Source organism: Micromonospora sp. NPDC050686 (assembly GCF_040654475.1).
GTDB lineage: Bacteria > Actinomycetota > Actinomycetes > Mycobacteriales > Micromonosporaceae > Micromonospora.
This window is the reverse complement of record NZ_JBFAID010000081.1, coordinates 1-21780: the sequence shown is the minus strand read 5'-3', so window position 1 is coordinate 21780 and position 21780 is coordinate 1. Positions and strand designations below refer to the sequence as shown.

The window sequence follows — 21780 nt, the reverse complement described above, 5'->3', positions numbered from 1 at the left end:
CCCGTATCCGTCCCGCCCCCGCAAGTGAATGGCACAACGTGAGGGTTGCGTGTTGCGTCGGGGTGGGAGAGTGCGGGATCGAGCATCTTGGCGAGTGCTCGACGATCGATCTTGCCCGCGCGGTTGAGAGGCATCTCGTCCAGCCAGACGTAGACGCGTGGAATCATCGGCGCGGGTAGCCAATTACCCAGTTGGCTCGTGATCAGCTCGTCGGATCGCCGTTCGCCGACCAGATAGGCGACGATGGCCGCGCCGCCCGGGGTGTCCTCGCGCAACAGTGCTGCCGCGTCGACCACGCCTCGGCATGCGCGCAGGTTGTGCTCGACCTCGCCGATCTCAACCCGGTACCCACTGATCTTGATCTGGTCGTCGATTCGGCCGACGTACACGTAGTACCCGTCCGGCTGAAGCCGAACGTTGTCCCCGGTGGCGTACATGCGCTCGCCGGGCCTCTCGGCGAACGGGTCCGGGAGGAACGAGGCCGCCGTGCGGCCGGGATGGCCGAGATAGCCTCTGGCAAGACCGGCGCCGGCCAGGTACATCTGGCCGGTGTCGCCGGCCGGGACGGGGTTCAGCTCCTCGTCGAGGACATAGGTTCGCACGTTGCGGATCGGGCGCCCGATGGGGACCCACTGCGGGGTCGAGGCGTCGCAGGGATACCACGTCGCGGCCACCGAGGCCTCGGTCGGGCCGTAGCCGTTGTGGACGACCAGCGAGTCGTTGCTGCCCAGGTCCGGCCCGTCGAGTTGGGACCCGCCGGTGATGACCAGGCGCACGCCGGCCGCGGCCAGCCGGGGAAGCAGGGACGTCCCGTACGGCCCGAGCACCGCGGCCGGGACTTCCAGCGCGGTCACGCCGAGCGCGCGGACGGTGCGCAGGATGCGGTTGGCGGGCAGGTCGCCGCCGTCGGCGATGGCGACGCAGGCGCCGAAGCAGAGCGGCATCAGGCAGTCGTGCATGGTGCTGTCCACGGTGAGCGCGGTCGTCCACAGCATCACGTCGTCGGTCCTGATCAGGTCGATGTCCTCGAACGAGGCGATGATCAGGTTCAGGATGCCTTCGTGCGGCACGCCGACGATCTTGGGCCGCCCGGTCGAGCCCGACGTGGTGAGCGCGTATGCCAGGTCGAGCGGCCTCGGCGAGGGGAGCTCCGTGGCGGCGAGGCTGTCGTGGCCCGTCTGCGGGCCGGTTACGTCAATGAGCTGGGCGTCGGGCAGCCAGTCGACCGGCGCGGTAGCAAGGACGCGTCCGCAGCCGACGTCGTCGAGCACCCCGCGATTGCGCAGCGGCGGATCGTCGGGGCTCATCGGCAGACACGCCGCGCCGCTTCGCAGGATGGCGACGATGCCGATCAACGCGGCCGGGCAGTGCCGCGCGATGAGACCGACGATCGGTCCGGCGTCGTCGGCCACCAGCTGCCGCGCGAGTCGCGCCGACAGCCGATCGAGCTCGGCATAGGTCCACGAGCGTGCCGGGGTCCGGATGGCCGTGGCCGCCGGCCGGTCGCGAAACTGGCGCTCCAGGAGATCGACCAGGGTCCGTGCACCCGCGGTCCGGGCCGACCGTCGAGAATCCTGCACCACAAGCACCACCTATCGACTAAGTTTGGTCGCCCAGCGACCAGCGGATCGCATCGGGGAGCATCGACTCCCACGCCGCGTAGGTGTGGCCGCCTTCCCCGATCGCGCTTCGTACGACATGTCCGTCGGCCGCGAGCTCGTCGGCTGTGCGTTCGGTCGCTTCCACCAAGCTGAGTCCGTCGTCGAGGATGATGTCCTTCTCCTCCCGGCTCGCGGACAGGAAGAACCGCGACCCGCCTCTCGACCGGTCGGGCCTCGCCGGGCCGAGCCGATGTTCGCTCAGCGGGCCGGAGATGGCCACGGCGCCGTGGAAGCGATCCGGCCGGCGCAGCGCGGAGCGGATCGCCGTGACCGCCCCCAGACTCGCGCCCACCGCGACGGCGCGGCCGACCGGCCGGTTCCCGAGCCAGGTGCGCAGGTAGGGGAGCAGCTCGTCGGCGAGCGCGTCGACGATCCCGTCGTCGAGGAGCTCGCTGCGGCGGGCCGACCACTCGCTCGGACTCAGGAATATCGCCGCGGTGGTGGGGATCCGATCCTGGAGGGAGAGCCGGTCCAGAATCGCCGGCAGGCGCATGATCTCCACGAACTCGGAGCCGTCGAGGACGAGCAGCAACGGGAGGTCGGCATTCTTCCGGAGCGGGTTCTCGGTGGAGATGAACAGATCCACGCGTCGGCAGCCGGCGAGCTTCTCGCCGCGCCAGGTTCGCTGGACGAGCCGGTCCTCACGCGAGGCCGCGCTGAGGTCGGGCAGGCTCTCACGCAGGATCGCGGCCGCGTAGCTCGCAGGCGTCCGATATTCCAGCATCAGCTGCAACGGCACCTCGCGGCCGAGTTCGCGGCGGACCGTCGCGGTCGCGCGCGGCACCAGCAGGGAGTGCCCGCCCTGGTCGAAGAAGTCGTCGGAGGCCGAGAGCGGCCTGCCGAGCACGGCGGACCATGCCGCGACGACCCGTGCTTCGAGCCCGGTCGCGGGCGGCAGGTCCACTCCGGCGCGCGTGGTGGCGGTGGTGACCGGTGGCAGCGCGGCGCGGTCGAGCTTGTTGTGCGCGGTCAGGGTGAATCGGGGGATCGTGACGAAGTGGTCCGGGCGCATGTACGCGGGCAGTGTTTCGCGGAGCATGTCGCGCAGCGCCCCCACGTCCACCGACCTGGCCGTCACGATGTAGGCGACCAGCGCGGGGCCGGTCGCCAGGGTGGCCCGGACGACCGCCGCCGCGGTGATGTCGGGATGGCGCAGCAGGGCGTGTTCGACCTCGCTGGTCTCGATCCGGAAGCCACGGATCTTGACCTGGTGGTCGGTGCGGCCGAGGAAGTCGATGGCTCCGTTCGGCAGGTAGCGGCCCAGGTCTCCGGTGCGGTACATGCGCGACCCGGGCGGCCCGAAGGGATCGGGAACAAACGACGCCGCGGTCAGGCCGGGGCGGGAATGGTACCCCCTGGCCAATCCGTCGCCAGCCAGGAAGATCTCGCCGCGCATGCCGACCGAGACCGGCTGGAGGTGCTCGTCGAGGATGTAGGCACTCGTGTGTGGGATGGGGCGGCCGATCGGAACTCTGCCCGACCACGGCCTGCCTTCGAACACGGTGGCCAGCACCGTGCACTCGGTCGGACCGTACGACGCCACGACCCGGCAGCCGGGTAGGAGTCCCTCCACCAGGGCGAAGCTCCTCGGGTTGACAACGTCGCCGCCGACGACGAGCTGGCGCAGCCCGGACAGGATGTGCGGATCCTGCTCGACGAGGATGTCGAGCTGCGGAGAGACCAGCTTGAGCGTGGTGACCTGGTGTTCGCACAGGACATCCCGCAGACCGTCGAGGAGGGATCCGGGATCGGCGACCACCACCCGGCCGCCGTGGGCCAGCGGTGCCCATTCGAGCACGGCGACATCGAATGTCAGCGGACCGGTCTGGAGAAACACCGATCCCGGGCCGACCTCGAGATAGTGCGGTGCGCCTTCCACCAGTCGGCTCAGGGCTCGATGTGAGATCGCCACCGACTTGGGGTTTCCGGTCGATCCGGATGTCGATATCAGGTAGGCCAGACTGTCCGGAGCCGGGAGAGTCGGAAGATTGTCGGTGGCGTATCCGGTCAGGTCCGGGCTGCCGTCACCGATCGTGAGAACCGGCGTCTCCATCGAGGGCAGGCGGGCCAGAAGCGGTGAGCCGACGATCATCAAGACGGCGGCGGCATCCGACATCAGGAGGCGGATCCGATCGGCTGGGAAGTCGGGGTCGACGGGCAGGTACGGTGCGCCACATTTGGCTAGCGCGAGCAGCACCACGAATCGTTCGACGGTGCGTTCCAGGCAGACGCCGACCACCTTCTCCGGTCCGACGCCCAGGGTTAGCAGGTGTCGGGCCAGCCGGTTCGCGCGTTCGTTCAGCTGCCCATAGGACAGCGGGCCGCCGTCGCCGACCACCGCCGGCGCGTCCGGCGTGCGGGCAGCCCGGGTCTGCAGACGTTCGACAACGGTGGTCCCGGACGCCGGAGTCCGATCGTTGCCGCGCCGCAGCAGCGTGCGGTCGGCCCGGGTGAGCAGGTCGAAGTGGCGCATCGGCGCGTCCGGCGTCGCCACGCCCTGTTCGAGCGTGCGGATGTAGCGGTCCGCGAGCGTGGCGATCGTGGCCCGGTTGAACAGCGCGGTCGGGTACACGAAGGTCGCCCGCAGCCGCCCCTCAACGATCCGAGTGGTGAGCGAGAGGTCGAACCTGGCAGTCACCGGCAGGTCGGGTTCCCACCACACCGGCGCGTCTGGATCCTCGGCCAGGTCATCCCGGTCGCCGGCGTGATTCACGACGACGTCGAAGATCGGATTCCGGTGCGCCTCCGACCCGGCGTTGAGCGCACCCACGATCTGCTCGAGCCGCGCGTCCTGGTGCGCGTCCGCGGCCATCCAGGCGTCCCGGGTTCGGGTGATCGCCTCGCGAAAGGTCAGCTCCGTCGTGGTCAGGTCGACCCGCAGGATCATGGTGTTGATGAAGAACCCGATCAGATCTCGCAGGTCCGGGTGTGTCCGGTCGGACACGATGGCGCCGATGACGACGTCGGACTGGCCGCAGAAGGCCCGGAGCGTCGCGACGAACGCGGCACTGACCACCATCGCCGGGCTCGCGCGCGTACGCCAGGCCAGGGCGGTCATGGCCGCCGTGGCCTCCCTCGGCAGCTCGAGGACGACCGTCTCGCCGACCGCGTCGATCGCCGTGGGCCGAGGCAGATCCAGGGGCAGTTCCAACGGTTCGTAGCCGGCCAGCGCCTCGGTCCAGTAGTTCAGCTGGGATCGGAGCAGGTCGTCGGTCAGGAAGTCGCGCTGCCACCTGGCGTAGTCGCCGTACTGGACGGGCAGCCCCGGAAGGCGCGGTGTCCTGGCCGTCAAGGCCGCCTCGTACAGCTCGAACAGATCCCTGGCGAAGACGTCCATCGACCACCTGTCGGTGATGATGTGGTGCATCGTCACCAACAGGCCGGGCCCGTCGACCAACTCCGCGGCCACCGCTCGAAACAGCGGAGGCCGCGCCAGGTCGAAGGGCCGCACGGCAGCCTGTTCGACGGCTTCCTGCCAGTCGGGGCCGGCCCAGACGAGCGGGATCTCGACATGGTCGACGATCTCCTGGGTGACCGCCCCGTCCGGCGACATGAGGAACTTCGTCCGCAGGATCTCGTGGCGCCGCACCAGGGCGTCGAGGGCGGCGAGCAATGCCTCGCGGTTCACCTCCGCCGGAAACCGCCAGCCACAGCTGATGTGGTACTGGTCGTGCGACGAGTCCAGTTGGCGCAGCCACCACATTCGCTCCTGTCCCGCCGACAACGGGAATTCGCTCGCCGTGCTGTCGCGAAACGGTGGGATCGGGTTCCTCGGGCGCGACTGGCGTGCCGGCACTGCTACCCCCAAACTCGTGCCTATTTGCGCGAACTCTCAACCGCCGCGGATATCGTGTTGATGCTGCGGAAGGTCGCCTCCTTGAGCGCTTCCTCCGGCAGCTCGATCTCGAACGTGTCCTCGATGGACAACATCAGACCCAGGCAGGTCAAGGATGTCATGCCGAAGCTCCAGAGATTATCGTCAGGGCGAAGATCCTGGCTGTACCCATTCAGGTTGAGCTGCTTCGTCACGAGGCTGCGAACGGTGTCCGCGACAGATGGTTGATAAGCGGGCATTGCTACCGCGTCCCCACGGTGCCGGTTGTGGCCCCAGCCGGTTGGGCCACGTCGCCATCGCCCTTGAAGGTACGCAGATAGCGCGCGACACGACGTGCACCATGCAGGTTCCCCTGTGCGTACCAGAGAATGTCGGGGCCCAGGCCGTAATCGACGCCGAGTTGCTCATAGGTCTGCACGGCCATGTTCCGGTAATAGTCGGTGAGCTGTGAGGTCGTCATCTGTGGTGCGGCCTGCGCGCCGGTCTCGAACCAGGCGGCAAGGCTGTGTGTGACATATTCATCGATCGACCATTCGACGGTCCTGGTCGCCACTGGCTTACGCATCGGCTGGAAAATCGAGTCGATGATTCCGGCCTTTCCCTGCAGTTCATTGGCGACGTGCTCGGCCAGCAGGGGCGCACAGTGGAAACCGTCACGGTAGGTGCCCGTCATCAGATAAAGGCCCGAGGGTGGCATCCAGCCGACCAACGGGAATCCGTCGAGCGTGACGGGGCGGTTGCCGGCGCACCATTTCGTGACCTCGTGGATGGCTGCCCGCTCGTCGAGCTGGTGCATTGAGTACTGGGCCAAGAAGCGGACGTCGGCCATCCAGGTGACACTGGAGATGGTGTTCACCAAGCGGTTGGTCGCGCCGTAGTACTCCAGCCCGCCGCCTTGCGGCACCACGTGCAGTCCGCAGGCGAAACCGCGATTCGGCGTCCGAACCACGCTGGTGAACGGTTCACCCCCCGTCCGCTTGGCGATCATCGCGAAGCCGAGCCCCGGAAAGGTCGGCATCAGATCGGGCACGTCGAACACGGTTCGCACCAGCGACTCGCTGTGGATGCCGGCGGCCACGACGACAGCGCCGGCTTCGATGAGATGGCCGTCGTCCAGCTCGACCGCGGTCACCGCCTCGTCGCTGCCGACCAGCCTCCGTACCGTCTGATCGAGAAGGATCGCTCCGCCATGCCGCAATCGGCGTTCCAGCGACGCCAGCACCCCGCGAGCATCCACGGCCCCCTCCGTCGGCAGATGAATGGCGCGCAAAGCGCGCGACTCCGTCCGGGGGTTGTAACCGGGGATGTCGGCCGGGTCTACCTCCTTCCACGGCTTGTCGTACTGGTCGAGAGCGTCGATTATCGCGGCGAAGTTCACCGTGTCCAATTCGGCTCCGACGGAGTTCAGGATGATGTGCGATTCCGTCGTTGTCTGCATCGGCCGGTCGGATGGCGCGAACTCATCGATCCGCCGCAGCGCCTCGGGCCATTTGTCATGGGCGGATATGCCGAGCTCGAACCTCGTCCGCGCGGCGTCGGTCCGCAGCGATTCGGTCGTGGTCTCACCGAAACAGCCGAGCATCGCACCGGCCGCCTGGCTGGCGCCCGTGTCGCGATGACTCGGACCCACTACCACCACTGATCCGACCTGGCGCTCGACCAACTCATCAGCAAGAAACATGCCGAGCGCGCCGTTGCCGATGATCACCACATCAGCCTTGGTCGGCCTCTTGGCGCCAGCGGCGAATACGAGATCAGACGACCTCATGGTCGGATTGGACACCCCGGGCTCCTCAGATTTGGATGATGTCACTCAGCGCGTGATCAGAAGTCGAAGATGTAGAGGCCGAAGTTCCGGTCGGAGACCAAGACGTAGTTCTTTTCACCGATCTTGTGGATTTTGACGCCCCAGAAGTCGATGCCGGGCTCGCGGAAGGCGCCGACCTCCCGCAGGCCATCGCTGCCGTAGCTCAGCACCCGGAGGCCACCGGCGAAGAAGGTCGCGTACACCAGCCGGCGATCGGGGTCGATCGCCACGTGCGACGCCGAGAAGTCGCCGAAGCCGGTGCCGTACCTCGGGTCCTGTGACTCGGGGATGGCGTACGTGTCGATCTGGGTGACCGAGCCGGTGCCGCTGCCCGGGATGTCCGTCTTGTACAGCCGGAGGTAGCCCCAGCCTACGAACTCCGACTTGACATCGGTCGCGCAGATCTCTGGATTGGCCGGTGTCGGGGTGTGGCCGGCGGTCTCCTCGGTTACGTCGGGCACGCCGAGAAGCCGCAGACCCGTCAGGCGGTTGACGAACATCAGCGGGATCGTTCCCCTGGCCGCCGTGGGGAACTGCTGCATAGCGTCCGGCCCCTGATGGTTGAAGATGATGCCCGCGCTGTAGCCGGCCGCGGTGATGGCATCCAGCTTCTCCTGGAACGCGCATCCCGGGGCCGACCCGCCGGTCAGGATCGAGGCGTCACGCTCGATGAGCGCGATCCCGCGCCCGGGCGGCACGGTGCCGGGGCAGCCGGAGCCGACAAAGGTGGGCGTACCAGAGATGGGGTGGTCGGCATTGACCGGTGCCGAACCCGAGCTCCAGGCCGCGACGTACTCGGTGCCGGCGTGCGGGCCCGATGTGATCGTGCCGAAAAGGCGATAGGCTTCGATGTTCTCGTCGGCGCCCACCAGATACTCGGCGTCGGGCGAGAGGTCGTGATGGTTGGCGTTGCCCTCCGGCCAGATCTGTTGCCCGCGCTTGGCACGCTCCTCGTCGAATTCGGCGTACTCGGTCCGGGCAATCAGCGAGACGTTGCCCGGCGTCGGGTCGGTGACGTCGAGCAGCACGTACCCGCCGTCCCAGTAAGTCGCGGTCATGACGTACCGGTCGCCGACCCGGCGTACGTCGACGGCGTGCCCGAACACCGAGATGAGGCCCTTCGAAGGGTCTCCGGTCACATGGAACGGTGCAATCCTCAGGTCAAGGGCGTTGACCATCACCGGGTTACGGGGATCAGTGATCTCCATGATGACGATGTCGGTGGTGGGCTTGTCGGTGACGAAACTGACGTAGGTGCGGCTGGTGGAGCTGTCCGTCCAGGCGCAGGTGTAGTACGCCGCCAGGGCCTGGTCCGCCGGCTCATTGTGCGAATCCGTGTAGTCGCCGGCGTGGGCGGCGAGGAGCTGGGCATTCTCTGGGTCGGAAACGTCCCAGATGTTGATGCCACCCCGCTGGCGCGGCTCGGTCGGATCGGGTGCATCGGCCAGGATGTAGTGTTCGTGGGGGTGGATGAACAGCGCACCACTGAAGTACTCGTTGGCGATCTCGATCACGCACGGACCCTCGCCGACGTAGTTGCCATTCGTGGTCTCGATGAACGCGCTCTCGACCTCGAAGGGCGCTTTCGGGTCGCTGATGTTCATGACGTAGGCGCCTGTCCGCACACACGTCGGATGCCGGTATACCGTGAGGAACGCGTAATCGCCGTAGGCAGCCACGTCCGCGATGTGACGCGCGAGGCCCGCACCCGACGGGTTGGTGACCGTGGCCTTACCCACCAGCGTCACCCCGTACGAGACGGACGGCAGGTGCCCGTCAAGCTCCCGAGCGCGCCAGACGAAGCCCTCGCCCTGGACCACATCCGTGCCGGTCATGTGTGCCTCCCATGTGTGCCTCCCGACCACGCGTGCCGTCCAACCACGCGTGCCGTCCAACGGAAGGATGCCGTCGGCGGCCCCGGGCTGTCCCGTCGCCGGTTCACGTGACTGCGATGCCCCGGGTGGCGCGGCCTAAGGTCCGTCTCAAGCAGAGGGCGAAGCGGGAGACGAACGCGTGGACATCGGTACGCTCGCGACGCTCGTGCCCGCTATTCTCGTGATCATTGTGGTGGCCCGGCTGCTCGGGCTCCTGTGCCGGCGGTTCGGGCAGCCGGAGGTGATCGGCGAGATCGTCGGTGGCATCCTGCTCGGTCCGACCCTGTTCCACGGCGCGATCACCCGTGAACTGTTCCCGACCGACATCCGCCCGGCGCTCAAGGTGCTGGCCACCGTCGGGATCTGCGTCTTCATGTTCCTCGTGGGGCTGCACCTGGCCGACGGCGGCCTGCGCGGGAAGGGCCGCATCGCCGTCGCGCTGTCGCTCGGCTCGATGGTCGTGCCGTTCGTGCTCGGCATCCTGTTCGCGATCGGCATCGTCGGCGACCGGTCCGGCCGGGCCGCGGTTCTCTTCTGCCTCTTCGTCGGTACGGCGATGTCGGTCACCGCGTTCCCCGTCCTGGCCCGGATCCTGACCGACCGCGACCTGATCGACACTCCGATCGGCGGGTTGGCGCTCGCTACGGCCGCGGTCGGTGACGTCCTCGCCTGGTCGATGCTCACGGTCCTGGTCGCCCTCTCTCACGGAAGCACGCTGCCGTGGCAGGTGCTGCTGGTCCTGCCCTTCGTGGTGATCCTCGTCGGGGTGGTGCGACCGCTGCTGGCCAAGCTGGCCGAGCGCACCCCCCGGACCCCGGTACGGAGCCGGGGGGCCAGGGTGAGCCTCGATGCCGGACTGGCGATCGCGATCGCCGCAGCCCTGGTGCTGTCGTGCGCGGCGACCTCGTGGATGGGGCTGCACGAGATCTTCGGTGCCTTCCTGCTCGGTGCGGTCATGCCCCGGACGGGCGCGGCTGCCCTGCGCGCGTACGTGCTGCCGTGGATCGAGCGCATCAACCGAGTGGTGTTGCTGCCCCTGTTCTTCGTGGTCGCCGGTTTCGCGGTCAACCTGTCCGGGATGGACTGGCGGGAGGTGGGCCTGCTGCTGTTGATCCTGCTGGTCGCCATCGGCGGCAAGATGGCCGGCGTCTTCGGGACCGCTCGGCTGTGCCGGGTGTCCGTCCGGCACAGCGCCGGGCTCGCCCTACTGATCAACACTCGCGGGCTCACGGAGCTGATCGTGCTGACGGTCGGCCTTCAAATCGGCCTGCTCGACCAGCGGCTGTACTCGCTGATGGTCGTCATGGCGTTGGTCACCACGTTGATGCCGGGCCTGCTGCTGTCCTTCGTCTACCCGAAGCAGGCGACACGGGAGCGCGAGTCCCGGCCAGTCACACCACTGCTGGAAAGAGAGTCGATGCCATGAATCCGTCCGTTGCAGAGGAGGGCGATGCCATGAACCCGTTCGACGACCCGGAGGGCCGATTCCTGGTGCTCGTCAACGACGAGGAGCAGCACTCGCTGTGGCCGAGCCGCCGGGCGGTACCCGCCGGCTGGCGGATCGTGTACGGCGAGGACAGCCGGCAGGCCTGTCTGGACTACGTCGAGCAGCACTGGACCGACCTGCGTCCGCTAAGCGTGCGCTGAGCGGACCCGCGCCGCCCGCAGAGAAGGGACAGCCCGTGCGTGCGATTTCCGATCTCCTGGATGAACTGCGCTTGGCCGGCATCCAGCTGTGGCTGCAGGACGGCAGGCTGCGATACCGGCCGGCCGGCGCACTGGACGGCGAGTGGTTGGCGGTGCTCCGTGAGCGGCGCGACGAGCTGATCTCCGCGATACGCGCCGACCCGGCGCCGGCGGCTCGGCCGGACAGCATTCCGCTGTCCGAGCACCAGCAGGGCATGTGGTTCCTCGATCAGATGGGCCTGCTGGGGCCGGCGTACAACCAGACGTCCCTGCACCGCATCGCTGGTGATCTGGACGTGGCGGCCCTGCGTTCGGCGATCACGGAGATCATGCGGCGACACGAGATCCTGCGGACCGCGTTTCCCGCGCGCGACGGGATCGGGGTACAGGTGGTGGAGCCGGCCGGCGACCCCCGCTTCACCTTCCTGGACGTGTCCGGCCTGTCCGTCGCCGAGCAGGACCGGTGGTTGGACGACCGAAAGCGGATGTACGCGGAGTACCGGTTCGACACCTCCGTGGCGCGCAACTTCTGCACCGAGCTGATCCGCTTCGGCCCGGCCGAGCACGTGCTGGTTTTCCGCTCCTACCACCTGGTGATCGATGGGTCTTCGTACGCCCACCTCTTCCACGAGCTGCGCACGCTCTACGCGGCGTACCGGACCGGGATCCCGTCCCCGCTGCCCGAGCTGACCATGCAGAACGCCGACTACGCACTGTGGCAGCACGGCCGGGATGGTGCCGTGGCGGAGCGGCACCTGGACTACTGGAAGGAGCAGCTGGCCGACGCGCCGCACGTCTTCGACCTGCCGACGGACCGGCCCCGGACGGCGGTCGCCGACCTCGCCGGTGGCATGGTCGAGGTGCCAGTGCCCGCCGAGGTGGCCGACGGGCTGCGCCGGCTGGCCCGGCGCGAGGACACCACGCTGTTCATGGTGCTGCTCGTGGCGTTTCACACGCTGCTGTATCGGTGGAGCGGGCAGACCGACGTCAGCATCGGGATGATCGCCGACGGGCGGGCGCACCCCGACGTCGCCGCCAACATCGGCCACTTCGTCAACCCGGTGGTGCTGCGGGCCGACCTGGCCGGGCAGCCGACCTTCGCCGGGCTGCTCGGCCAGCTTCGGCCTCGGCTGGTCGAGGCCCTGGAGCACCGGTACGTGCCGTTCGACCGGCTGGTGGCCGAGCTCCGGCCGCAGCGGGACCTGGCGGTACATCCGCTTTTCCAGGTGCTGTTCACCTACCTGGCGGCAGAGCCGTTCGACCTCCTCGACGGGCTGACCGTCACGCAGATCGAGCCGGGCGAGCCGAAGGCGATGTTCGACCTCACGCTCTCGGTCTCGGAGACCGAGGCGGGGGACATGTACGTCGGCATGGCGTACCGGACCGCGCTGTTCGATCGCTCCACCGTGCAGCGCCTGGCCGGCTACCTGATCAACCTCCTCACCGCGGTCGTCGCCGCACCCGACGTGTCGATCGACGACCTGCCTCTGATGTCCGCCGCGCAGCGGCACGAGGTCCTTGAGGTCTGGAACGACACCGCCAACCGGTTCGACGACGGCAGCTGCCTACACCAGGTGATCGAGCGGCAGGTCGCCGCCGCGCCGGACGCCACCGCGGTGGTGTTCGAGGGCCGGGCGCTGACCTACCGCGAGTTGGACCAGCGAGCGAACGCCCTGGCCCGGCACCTGCGCGAGCTGGGCGTCGGCCCCGACGAACGGGTCGGCATCGCGCTACACCGATCGCTGGACATGGTGGTCGCCAACCTGGCGGTGCTCAAGGCCGGCGGAGCCTGTGTGCCGATCGACCCGACCTACCCGATGGCCCGCCAGCAGCTGATCGTCGAGGACGCGGCCCTGCGACTGCTGATCCGCGATCAGGACGGACCGGACGGGGCCGCCGACCCGGAGCCGGTGCTGGCGCTCGACGTGTTCGGCACACCGTGCGACGCGACCGGACCGCCCAACCTGGCCGACCCGGCCAACATTGCCTGGGTGCTCTACACCTCGGGGTCCACTGGCCGGCCCAAGGGCGTGGCCATGTCACACCGGGCCCTGCACAACCAGGCGCAGTGGCAGCGGCGCCAGGGCCCCGGCGGACGCGGACGCACGCTGCAGTGGGCCGCGCTCAGCTTCGACATCTTCTACCAGGAGATGGTGACCACGCTGTCGGTCGGCGACACGCTCGTCCTGGTCAGCGAGGAGGTCCGGCACGACTTCGAACGGCTGCTCGACGTGATCTCCGAGCAGCGGATCGAGCGGATATTCATGCCGTTCGTGGCCCTGCGCGGGCTGGCCGAACTGGCCGTGCGCCTGGACCGGATCCCGCGGTCGCTGCGTGCGGTGCTCACGGCTGGCGAGCAGCTCCAGGCCACCCCGGCGATTCGAGCCTTCTTCGAACAGATGCCCGGCTGCACCCTGTACAACCAGTACGGACCAATCGAGGTGCACCTGGCCACCTCCCACCAGCTCGACCCCGATCCGACGACGTGGGCGGAGCTGCCGCCCATCGGCCGGCCCTTCGACAACGTGCGAGCGTACGTGCTCGACGCCGAGCTGCGGCTGGTGCCGCCCGGCGTGGCCGGCGAGCTGTTCGTCGGCGGCCTCGCGCTGGCCCGCGGCTACCTCGGTCGCCCGGAGATGACGGCGGAGCGGTTCCTGCCCGACCCGTTCGGCACGGGGGCCCGGATGTACCGCACCGGCGACCGAGTCCGCTGGAACGCCGTCGGCCAACTGGAGTTCATCGGCCGCTTCGACGACCAGGTAAAGATCCGCGGGTTCCGGGTGGAGGTCGCCGAGATCGAGGCGGTCCTCACCGGCTGCCCGGGCGTGCGGGAGTGCGCCGTCTCCGCCCACCGCCACGGCGCCGGCGACGTACGCCTGGTCGCCTATGTCGTGCCGGACTCGGACGCCCCGCCGACCGCCGCCGAGCTCCGCGCCTTCCTCGCCGACCGCCTGCCCGACTACATGGTGCCGGCCGCCTACCAGCCGGTGACCGAGCTGCCGCGTACGCCCAGCGGGAAGCTGAGCCGGAGGTTGCTGCCGCAGCTGTACGACGGGCCGGAGTGGGCCGGGGCGGCCCAGTACGAGTCGCCGAGCACGCCGATGGAGGAGCACATCGCCGCGATCTGGGCCGAGGTGCTAGCCGTGCCCCGGGTCGGCCGGCGCGACAACTTCTTCGAACTGGGCGGGCATTCGCTGCTGGCGGTCACCGTCGTCACCCGGCTCAGCGAGGTTGTCGGGCGCACGGTCGCCCTGCGTGCCCTCTTCGAGGCGCCGACGGTGGCCGCCCTCGCCAGCCGCCTGAGCGACGCCGAAGAGCGATGAGCGGCTCGGGCATACGCGAGCCCCGGCACGCCGCTGCCATATCTGCGGCGGCTCTGGCTGAGGATCCGGCTGGCCGCCTTGAGCGGCACGCGGCCCCGCGGACCGGCTGGGTCCCACCGGACACCGGGCACTGGCGATGGACGTGATCAGCCGTGCTGACCGCTCGCCTGGTCGTCCTCGAGCCCCATGGCGAGCTGGATCCAGGCCGCCGCACAGGCTCTCGCCAGCGCGCCGAGGTTGATCCGGGAGTGCGGCGGGATGTGGCGCAGCGGCAGCGGGATCTCGTCGGTCAGCAGCACCCGCGGACCGAGCCAGCGCAGCAGCATCCGGCCGGACTCGGTGTAGCGCAGCGACGGATCGCGCTGCATGGTCTTGAGTAGCGACCGCAGCTCGTCGGAGGGGTCCGCCTCCGGCAGCTTCACGGTCATCTGCCGGTCCTCCGCCCGGTCGGCGCGGTCCGGCCGGGTCCGCCGGTCCAGTACCGGGTCCTCGCCGGCCCGCAGGCGCGCTCGGACGCTCCGCGCGGTCTCCACGGAGATGCCGGCGTCCTTCGCGATCTGGCGCAGGGTCGCGTCCGGGTGGCTGGCGATCAGCTCGGCCGCGATCCCCCGCCCGGCCGCGCCGTTGATCGGCCGGACCCGGCCGTCCCGGCCGATCCGCGCCTGTACCGGCGGGCCGTCGATCTCGCGGCGCAGCGATCCGATGGTCTTCGCCGCCAGACCGGCGGTGAGGGCGATGGCCCGGTCCGACAGCCGCGGCTGGTCGCGGATGATCCGGACGGCCGCTGCACGCCGATCGGCCCTCGGGAGGGGCATGCCGTGTGACACGTTGAGCCGGACGGCGAGCAGGAACGCCTCGTTGTCGTCGCCGTCGAACAGCTTCGCGGAGATCTCCCGCTCGCCGCGCAGCCGGGCGGCGGTGAGCCGGTGCGCCCCGTCGATCACCCGCATCGTCCTGCGGTGCACCACGATCGGTGGCAGGTTCGCCTCCGTTTGCGCCAGCGATCTCGCGTGAGCCATGTCCACGCCCGCGGAGCGCGGCGAGTCGGCGACGCGGACCGCGGAGATCGGCAGCCGTACGACGGCGTTGTCCCGGGCCGGGACCGGCTCGGCGGACCTCTGGCCGTCGGTGGACGATCGGGGTTCGACTGGGGATCGAGAGGTGTCGACCGACACTGGGAGCCCCCGTTCTTTGGCACGGCCACGGCACGGCCACGGCCGTCGAGCGAAGACACGGCCTTCACTCATCCTGACCCTGCGGCCGGACGTACGGGATTCACCTATTTTGGGGTCAACGGCTCACTCGGCGGGCGTGCGCAGGAAGCCCAGGCGGCGTACCTCCTCCACGCCGCCGGCCAGCGGGACCGGATCGCCGCCGCGCGACAGGGCGGCGAGGAACTCCCGGCGCGGCACTGGCCCGGCATTGAGCCGCCGGCTCTGCTCGCTGTCCCACTCGACGTCCAGCAGCGTCACGCCGGTGCCGGCCAGCCGGCACTCCATGTCGAGCAGCGCCACCTTCGAGGCGTTGGTCTGCCGGTGGAAGCAGGTGTCCAGGGTGAATACCGTGCCGACGCCGATACCGACGGCGCCCCCTACCAGCTCGTCGCCGTCCCAGACCTCGACGCTGTGGGCCCAACCCAGCTTGTGCAGCTCCACCATGCACTCGCACAGCTCGTCGGTGAGCCACTCGGGAGTGCGGTTCGCGCGGCACTCGGCGAGCACCCGGTCGAAGTGCTGGTTCGCGGTGGTGGTCCAGCGCAGCCGGTTGCGCAACAGCTTCATCAGGCTGCGTGGCTTGGCGAGCCGCCCGTACGGGATGACCGGGCGCGGGTCCGGTGACCACCAGGTCAACGCGAACGGATCGGGGAGCGGCGAGTCGAGCACCGCGGTCGTCCCGGCCGCCACCGAATCCTCGTACAGGAAGTGGTTCACCTCGGCCTCGGCCGCGGATACCGCCGGCATCGGAAAGGCGCCGTGCCGGTAGCCGGCGAGGACGGTCGCCGGGTCGAGGCGGCCACCGATCGCGGCCGGCGCATCGCCCGGGGCACTATCCATCGCAAGACCGTCCCACACGCATCCCTCGCAGCGAAACACATGTCGATTCTGGCCCCCGACCACCGACCGACGGGACCCCTCATGACCGCACCCTCGACAGAGAGCACCTTCGAGGCATCGGCGCGGTGGCTGCGCCGGCCGCGTCCCTGCCACGACCCGGCGACCCGTCTGGTCTGTCTGCCGCACGCCGGCGGCACCGCCAGCGCGTACGCTTCCTGGGCCGCCCGGCTGCCGGCCCGGATCGAGCTGATCGCCGTGCAGTACCCCGGCCGGCAGGACCGGCTGGCCGAGCCCTGCGCGCGGTCCGTCCAGGAGATCGCCGACGCGCTCGTTGCGGCGCTGACCCCCTACGCCGACCGGCCGCTGTACCTGTTCGGGCACAGCATGGGCGGCCTGGTCGCCTACGAGGTCGCGGCCCGACTGGAGGCCGGCGCCGGGCCGGGTCCGGCGGGCCTGTTCGTCTCCGGCACGCTCGCCCCGCACCGGTTCCTGCCGCCCCGGGAGGTGCTCGACGACGCGGCCATCGAGGCGGAGACCCGGGCGTCCGGCTGGACCGATCCGATGGTGTTCGAGCACCCGGAGCTGCGCGAGCTCGTGCTGCCGGCGCTGCTGGCCGACGTCCGGGCGGTGCTGTCCTACCGCCGCCGCGATCCGGCGCGGCTGCGTTGCCCGATCGTCGCCTACGCGGGCAGCGACGGTACCGCCGACGTGCCTGCCCAGCTGGCCTCCTGGGGCGAGCTGACCTCCGGCCGGGCCGCCTGGCGGCGCTTCGACGGCGATCACTTCTACCTCCAGCCCCGGGAGGCCGAGCTGGTTGCCGACATCCTGACCCGGATGTCCAATTGGGGAAACGCCTCAGTTAGACGCCTGTGAGCGAAGGAGGAGGGACCATGGCCGATTCGGATCTCGCCGAGCGGTACCGCTTCGCGCCGGAAATCCGCGCCGCGGTCCGGGCGGCATCCCGACCGGACAACTGGCACGGCCCGCTGGAGGCCGTCGAGCATTGGACCTGGATCGCCGTCTGGTGCGCGGCGTCGGTGCTGGCGTGGCGGCACACCCCCTGGTGGCTGGGGGTGCCGGTGTACATCGTGGCGATATTCTTCATCGGCGGCCGGCAGCGGGGCATCGCCGGCATGCTGCACATGGCCACGCACCGGGCGTTCATGGCCAACCATCGGGTCGGCAACGTGATCGGGGCGGTCCTCGGCGGATACCCCGTGCTGCAGAGCTACACCGGCTACCGGGCCTCACATCTCGGCGAGCACCACGGCCGACTGGGTGACCCGGAGCGGGACCCGGACTACCGTCAGTACCGGGACAACGGGCTGTGCGGGGACGACCTGAGCCGCCGGGCGCTGCGCCGGTACCTGTGGCGCGTCATAACGCCTCGGGCGACCGCCTCGTACGTGCTGTACCTGCTGCGGCACCGCATCATGACAGCCAGCGAGCACCCGGCCGAGCGGGTGCTCCGGGTGACCCTGCTGGCGGCGGTGCTCGCCTGGGCCGTCCTGGGCGGCTGGTGGCCCTGGTTGCTGCTGCTCTGGTTCGTGCCGCTCGTCACCACGCAGGTGTGGATCGGCGCGGTGGCGGAGCTGATGGAGCACTTTCCGATCATCGAGACGTCCCCCCGGATCGACATCTACATGACCTGGAACCGGGTCTACGGACTGGGCACCCGGTTCCTGCTGGGTGAGAAGGACGGCGAAGGCTTCCACCTGGTCCACCACCTGTACCCCCGGACGCCGATGTGGCGGCTGCGCGAGGTCGACGCGATCCTGCGCCGCGACCCGGTGTACGCGGCCCTGCCCCGGCTCGGCGGCGCCCTGGGTGGCCTGGAGCAGATCTACCGATCGCTGCCCCCGCGGCGGGACCACACCGGTCCCGCGCTCGCCCGCACATGACCAGCCCATTGGTCGTGGTCTACACGGCCGGGGCGCCACGCCGATCGAGCTTGCCGCCGATGCCGGGGACTACAAACTGCTGTTTGCCGCACCCGTCGGAGACCTGCCGAGCTGTTGGCAGCGGTTGGCGAGCTCATTGACGTCACCGACGAGGCGGCCGGCGCCGCCGCGCTCACGGCCCGGCACGGCCGGCCAGTACACGCTGCTCTACCGCGTGGGCGGCGTGAGCCAGCCGTCGCGCTCGGCCAATGGCCTGGTAGGGAACGTCAAGCTACCGCTGGCCACCGGCGCGTGGAAGCGGCTCACCCTCAAGCCCGTGGACGACATCGCCGCACTCTGACCGGACCTCAACGCTCGCGACAACGCGCTGTACAACCTCCGTATCGGCGCCCACAGCCGGAACGGGGCGCGGGCCACGGTGATCGTGGACCGCCTGCGCATCCACCGCGCCCGGCGGGCCGGCCAGGACGCTCTGGCCTCCGCTCGTCAACCCCAAGGGCTTCCAGGGAACACTGGACGTCACGGTCAACGGCGTCAGCGCGGTGGGCGGCGTGCTGCCGGCGCCATTGTCGGCGTCGGCAACCCCACCTGGTTGCTGCGGACCACCCCCGGCCACGGTATCCCCGCCGTCCGGAAAATCCCCACATGACCGTCGCCGGCGGCGTGGGGTCAGACGATGCGCTGGACCCAGCCGAACTCGTCCTCGGCACGGCAGTACTGGATATCCAGCAGGGCGGAGCGCAGCGACGTCGTCACCCGCCCCGACCCACCGTCACCCACGACGATCTCGCCATCAGCGGACAGCAGCCGGGCGATCGGCGTGATCACTGCCGCCGTACCGCAGGCGAACATCTCCGTCAGCGCACCGCTCGCGGCGTCGGACCGGAACTCGTCGATCGAGTACAACCGCTCCTGGACGGTGAGCCCGCGGTGCCGGGCCAGGGTGATGACCGAGTCCCGGGTGATACCCGGCAGGATCGTGTCGGTCAGAGGCGGGGTGACCAGTGTGTCCCCGAGCACGAAGAAGACATTCATGCCGCCGAGCTCCTCGAAGTGCCGGTGCTCCGTGGCGTCGAGGAAGACCACCTGCTCGCAGCCGTGCCGCATGGCCTCAGCCTGGGCCAGCAGACTGGAGGCGTAGTTGCCCCCGCATTTGGCTGCACCGGTGCCGCCGGGGCCCGACCGGTTGTACTCCCGCTCCAGCCAGATCGAGCACGGCTTGGCCCCACCGGCGAAGATCGCCCCGACCGGCGAGGCCAGCACCAGGAACTGGTACTCCAACGCCGGCCGCACCCCCAGGTACACCTCGGAGGCGTACTGGATCGGCCGCAGGTAGAGGCTGGACTCCCCGCTGCCCGGAACCCAATCCCGGTCCTGCTCGATGAGAACTCGCAGCGAATGAAGGAACAGCTCCGGCGGCAGCGGCGGCATCGCCATGCGCTCGGCGGACCTGGCGAACCGCGCGGCGTTGGCGTCGGGCCGGAACACCACGACCCCGCCGTCGGGCGCGCGGTATGCCTTCAGCCCCTCGAAGACTGACTGGGCGTAGTGCAGCACCGCGGTGGCCGGGTCCATCCGCAGCGGGGCATAGGGCTCGAGTCGGGCGTCGTACCAGCCCTTGCCGTCGGAATAACTGATCGACACCATGTGGTCGGTGAAGGTCCGCCCGAAGCCCGGGTTCGCCAGCAGCGCCTCCCGTTCGGCCACGGCGACGGGGGTGGCGTTCTGTCGAGTTTCGAACTCAAGGCTGCTCATGAGCTTCACCCCCGGGATGTGTCAAAGTGCGATCACGCCTGGCCGGGAGCCTACCGTTCGCTCAGGCCGCCGCCAACGCCGTGGCACCATGCGGTTTCGCTTTGACTGGTCCCCGAAAGCAGCGACAAGCGTTCGGTTGATTCACCTTGCTAACGTTGGTACATACCGTTGATCAACTTTCTGCATTCCCCGTGCGCGGTGGCTGTGTTCGGCCACTACGGACGACGGAAGAAGGAGTTGCTGACCGACCAAGAAGACGGCTGCCGGCGGTTGCGCCGGCAGCGACCGGCGCAGAGATCCAGTCGCCGAATAGGGACGGAATGCAAAGAACCGGGGGGGACATGATCCGCGCCGACATTCTCGGCAATTCACCCATCTTCGTCATCGGCCTGGTCGACACGCTGACCAAGGCCGGCATCAAGGTCGTCGCCATGCGAACCTCGCCCACAGTGGACGCGTCCTGCCTCGCGGATGCAGCTGTAATCGACCTTGACGCGCTTCGGATACCCCACGACCTGACGCATATCACCGAGGTGGCCAAGAGCGCGGCGGTCCTGATCCTCAGCAACTCGGACTGCATCGAGGCCGAGATGTACCTACGGGCCGGAGCGTTGGGGGTCGTGAGCAAAATGGAGTCCTGCGAGGGCATCATCGGCGCGATCCGGGCGGTGACGTCCGGAAGCCGCGTCTGGCCGACCGAGTCCGGTGGCGAGCACACCGCGCTGCACGCCGACACATCGGGCTACCACCTGTCCAAGCGCGAGGCGCAGGTGCTGCGGCAGATCTCCCGTGGCCTGACCCACAGTCAGATCGCCACCCGGTTGGACATCAGCCCGCATACGGTCGACACCTATGTCAAGCGCATCCGGGCCAAGCTCGGCGTTGGCAACAAGGCGGAACTCACCCGGGTTGCGCTGCTCGGCCGACCTGCCGCCTCGAGCCGAAACACCCGGTTGCCCCAACAATCGGAGACCGTGGCGCCCATCAGGGAGGTTGCATGACGCCGCCCGGTGACGCGCACGGCATCCATCCCGGGGCGGCGGCTCGACCCTGGTTCCGGTGACAAGACGGCCCAGCCGCGGAACCCTACGGTGTGCTCAACGCGTCGGCTGAGGTCGGACACGTCCGACCAGCGATCACGGTCATTACGAGGAGGAATCACGGTGACTGAAAGCGTTGTCCAAAAGGTGACCCAGGGTCTGACGGCCGAACAAGTCCAGTTCTTCACGGAGAACGGGTTCATCGGCCCCTTCGACCTCTACTCCGAGGAAGAGGCTTCGCTGGTCTGGAGCCAGGCCATGATCGATATGGTCACGTCCGAGAACAAGCCGCACGACTCGACCATCATCAACTACGACCGCCATCTCGACTGTGAAGCGCTGTCCCGGCATATCGCCCACCCGACGATCGTCCACAAGCTGCAGAGCCTTATGGGCGACGACATCATGTGCTGGAAGACGCACATCTTCGAGAAGGAGCCCGGCGACTCGGGAACGGGCTGGCACCAGGTCGAGGCATTCACTGTGTACAACGAGGCGGAAACTGTCTCGTATCCCTCGCTGCGCTACACCGAGGAGTCCACGGCCGCCACGCAGGAGCTAACCGTCTGGACGGCCTTCTCCGAGGCGGACAAGGAGCACGGCTGCCTACGCTTCCTGCCCGGCAGCCACAAACAGTGGTACTACGACGAGTCGAAGCCGATGACGTACAACGTCGAGAACAAGGCCCACGACTTCTTCGGCTACGACTACGCGGAGCTCAAGCTTGACAAGGACTGGGATCCGAACGATCACGAGATCGTCGACATGGAGTTGAAGCCCGGCCAGTTCGTCATCTTCCTGGCCAAGTGCGTCCACGGCTCGCACCCCAACACGAGTGCCACCA

At 69.0% G+C, this 21780-nt stretch carries 16 protein-coding genes; 8 read left to right on the top strand and 8 right to left on the bottom strand.

All coding sequences use genetic code 11. From position 1 onward, the window contains the following. From AB0H57_RS30705 to AB0H57_RS30685, 5 genes are all read right to left on the bottom strand, one after another. Positions 1-1592 (bottom strand): amino acid adenylation domain-containing protein (locus AB0H57_RS30705; RefSeq protein WP_357512168.1); only part of this gene is annotated, 1592 nt, incomplete at its 3' end. Positions 1593-1599: 7 nt separating this feature from the next. Next, positions 1600-5457, bottom strand: a complete 3858-nt coding sequence (locus AB0H57_RS30700; protein WP_357512167.1) for an amino acid adenylation domain-containing protein — start codon at positions 5455-5457, stop codon at positions 1600-1602. Positions 5458-5477: 20 nt separating this feature from the next. Next, the gene (locus AB0H57_RS30695; RefSeq protein ID WP_357512166.1) at positions 5478-5735 is read right to left on the bottom strand and encodes a phosphopantetheine-binding protein; all 258 of its coding nucleotides are present in this window, start codon (positions 5733-5735) and stop codon (positions 5478-5480) included. A gap of 2 nt (positions 5736-5737) precedes the next feature. Next, positions 5738-7279, bottom strand: a complete 1542-nt coding sequence (locus AB0H57_RS30690) for an FAD-binding oxidoreductase (protein ID WP_357512165.1) — start codon at positions 7277-7279, stop codon at positions 5738-5740. Between the two features lie 41 nt (positions 7280-7320). Then, positions 7321-9138 (bottom strand): hypothetical protein, encoded by a 1818-nt coding sequence (locus tag AB0H57_RS30685; protein ID WP_357512164.1) that lies wholly within the window; start codon positions 9136-9138, stop codon positions 7321-7323. Between the two features lie 205 nt (positions 9139-9343). On the opposite strand from AB0H57_RS30685, the gene AB0H57_RS30680 reads away from it, so the two are divergent. Genes AB0H57_RS30680 through AB0H57_RS30670 form a run of 3 tightly spaced genes read left to right on the top strand, consistent with a single transcriptional unit; the run spans position 9344 to position 14186 of the window. Continuing rightward, positions 9344-10603 carry a cation:proton antiporter gene (locus tag AB0H57_RS30680; protein ID WP_357512163.1) on the top strand — a complete coding sequence of 420 codons (1260 nt, stop codon included), beginning with the start codon at positions 9344-9346 and terminating at the stop codon, positions 10601-10603. 29 nt (positions 10604-10632) lie between these two features. Then, on the top strand, positions 10633-10824 hold the full coding sequence (locus tag AB0H57_RS30675) for an MbtH family protein (protein WP_144123009.1): 192 nt from the start codon (positions 10633-10635) through the stop codon (positions 10822-10824). A gap of 35 nt (positions 10825-10859) precedes the next feature. Then, the gene (locus tag AB0H57_RS30670) at positions 10860-14186 is read left to right on the top strand and encodes an amino acid adenylation domain-containing protein (protein ID WP_357512162.1); all 3327 of its coding nucleotides are present in this window, start codon (positions 10860-10862) and stop codon (positions 14184-14186) included. Between the two features lie 146 nt (positions 14187-14332). Here AB0H57_RS30670 and AB0H57_RS30665 read toward each other — a convergent pair whose 3' ends face one another. After that, positions 14333-15205 carry a ParB/RepB/Spo0J family partition protein gene (locus tag AB0H57_RS30665; RefSeq protein ID WP_357512161.1) on the bottom strand — a complete coding sequence of 291 codons (873 nt, stop codon included), beginning with the start codon at positions 15203-15205 and terminating at the stop codon, positions 14333-14335. Between the two features lie 279 nt (positions 15206-15484). After that, complete coding sequence (locus AB0H57_RS30660; protein WP_357512160.1) at positions 15485-16240, bottom strand: hypothetical protein; 756 nt, start codon at positions 16238-16240, stop codon at positions 15485-15487. 81 nt (positions 16241-16321) lie between these two features. Between AB0H57_RS30660 and AB0H57_RS30655 the strand changes: the two genes are divergently transcribed. The 3 genes from AB0H57_RS30655 to AB0H57_RS30645 all read left to right on the top strand — a co-directional run bounded on the left by AB0H57_RS30655 (position 16322) and on the right by AB0H57_RS30645 (position 18481). Beyond that, positions 16322-17113, top strand: a complete 792-nt coding sequence (locus tag AB0H57_RS30655) for an alpha/beta fold hydrolase (protein WP_357512159.1) — start codon at positions 16322-16324, stop codon at positions 17111-17113. Between the two features lie 17 nt (positions 17114-17130). Continuing rightward, positions 17131-18141: a fatty acid desaturase gene (locus AB0H57_RS30650; RefSeq protein WP_357512158.1), complete on the top strand. Its 1011-nt coding sequence runs from the start codon at positions 17131-17133 to the stop codon at positions 18139-18141. 214 nt (positions 18142-18355) lie between these two features. After that, positions 18356-18481: a hypothetical protein gene (locus tag AB0H57_RS30645; protein ID WP_357512157.1), complete on the top strand. Its 126-nt coding sequence runs from the start codon at positions 18356-18358 to the stop codon at positions 18479-18481. Between the two features lie 329 nt (positions 18482-18810). On the opposite strand, the gene AB0H57_RS30640 is transcribed toward AB0H57_RS30645, so the two are convergent. After that, the gene (locus AB0H57_RS30640) at positions 18811-19896 is read right to left on the bottom strand and encodes a branched-chain amino acid aminotransferase (protein ID WP_357512156.1); all 1086 of its coding nucleotides are present in this window, start codon (positions 19894-19896) and stop codon (positions 18811-18813) included. A 341-nt stretch (positions 19897-20237) separates the two neighbouring features. On the opposite strand from AB0H57_RS30640, the gene AB0H57_RS30635 reads away from it, so the two are divergent. Both AB0H57_RS30635 and AB0H57_RS30630 read left to right on the top strand, forming a co-directional pair. Next, positions 20238-20897, top strand: coding sequence for a response regulator transcription factor (locus AB0H57_RS30635; RefSeq protein ID WP_357512155.1), 660 nt, complete (start codon positions 20238-20240; stop codon positions 20895-20897). A gap of 162 nt (positions 20898-21059) precedes the next feature. Further along, on the top strand, positions 21060-21780 hold a 721-nt coding region (locus AB0H57_RS30630; RefSeq protein WP_357512154.1), incomplete at its 3' end, for a chlorinating enzyme.

What these genes read in the sequence shown, in the direction of transcription:
- AB0H57_RS30660 (WP_357512160.1), bottom strand. Translation starts at nt 16,240, where the DNA reads ATGGATAGTGCCCCGGGCGATGCGCCGGCCGCGATCGGTGGCCGCCTC.
- AB0H57_RS30650 (WP_357512158.1), top strand. Translation starts at nt 17,131, where the DNA reads ATGGCCGATTCGGATCTCGCCGAGCGGTACCGCTTCGCGCCGGAAATC.
- AB0H57_RS30640 (WP_357512156.1), bottom strand. Translation starts at nt 19,896, where the DNA reads ATGAGCAGCCTTGAGTTCGAAACTCGACAGAACGCCACCCCCGTCGCC.
- AB0H57_RS30655 (WP_357512159.1), top strand. Translation starts at nt 16,322, where the DNA reads ATGACCGCACCCTCGACAGAGAGCACCTTCGAGGCATCGGCGCGGTGG.
- AB0H57_RS30695 (WP_357512166.1), bottom strand. Translation starts at nt 5,735, where the DNA reads ATGCCCGCTTATCAACCATCTGTCGCGGACACCGTTCGCAGCCTCGTG.
- AB0H57_RS30675 (WP_144123009.1), top strand. Translation starts at nt 10,633, where the DNA reads ATGAACCCGTTCGACGACCCGGAGGGCCGATTCCTGGTGCTCGTCAAC.
- AB0H57_RS30635 (WP_357512155.1), top strand. Translation starts at nt 20,238, where the DNA reads ATGATCCGCGCCGACATTCTCGGCAATTCACCCATCTTCGTCATCGGC.
- AB0H57_RS30665 (WP_357512161.1), bottom strand. Translation starts at nt 15,205, where the DNA reads ATGGCTCACGCGAGATCGCTGGCGCAAACGGAGGCGAACCTGCCACCG.
- AB0H57_RS30685 (WP_357512164.1), bottom strand. Translation starts at nt 9,138, where the DNA reads ATGACCGGCACGGATGTGGTCCAGGGCGAGGGCTTCGTCTGGCGCGCT.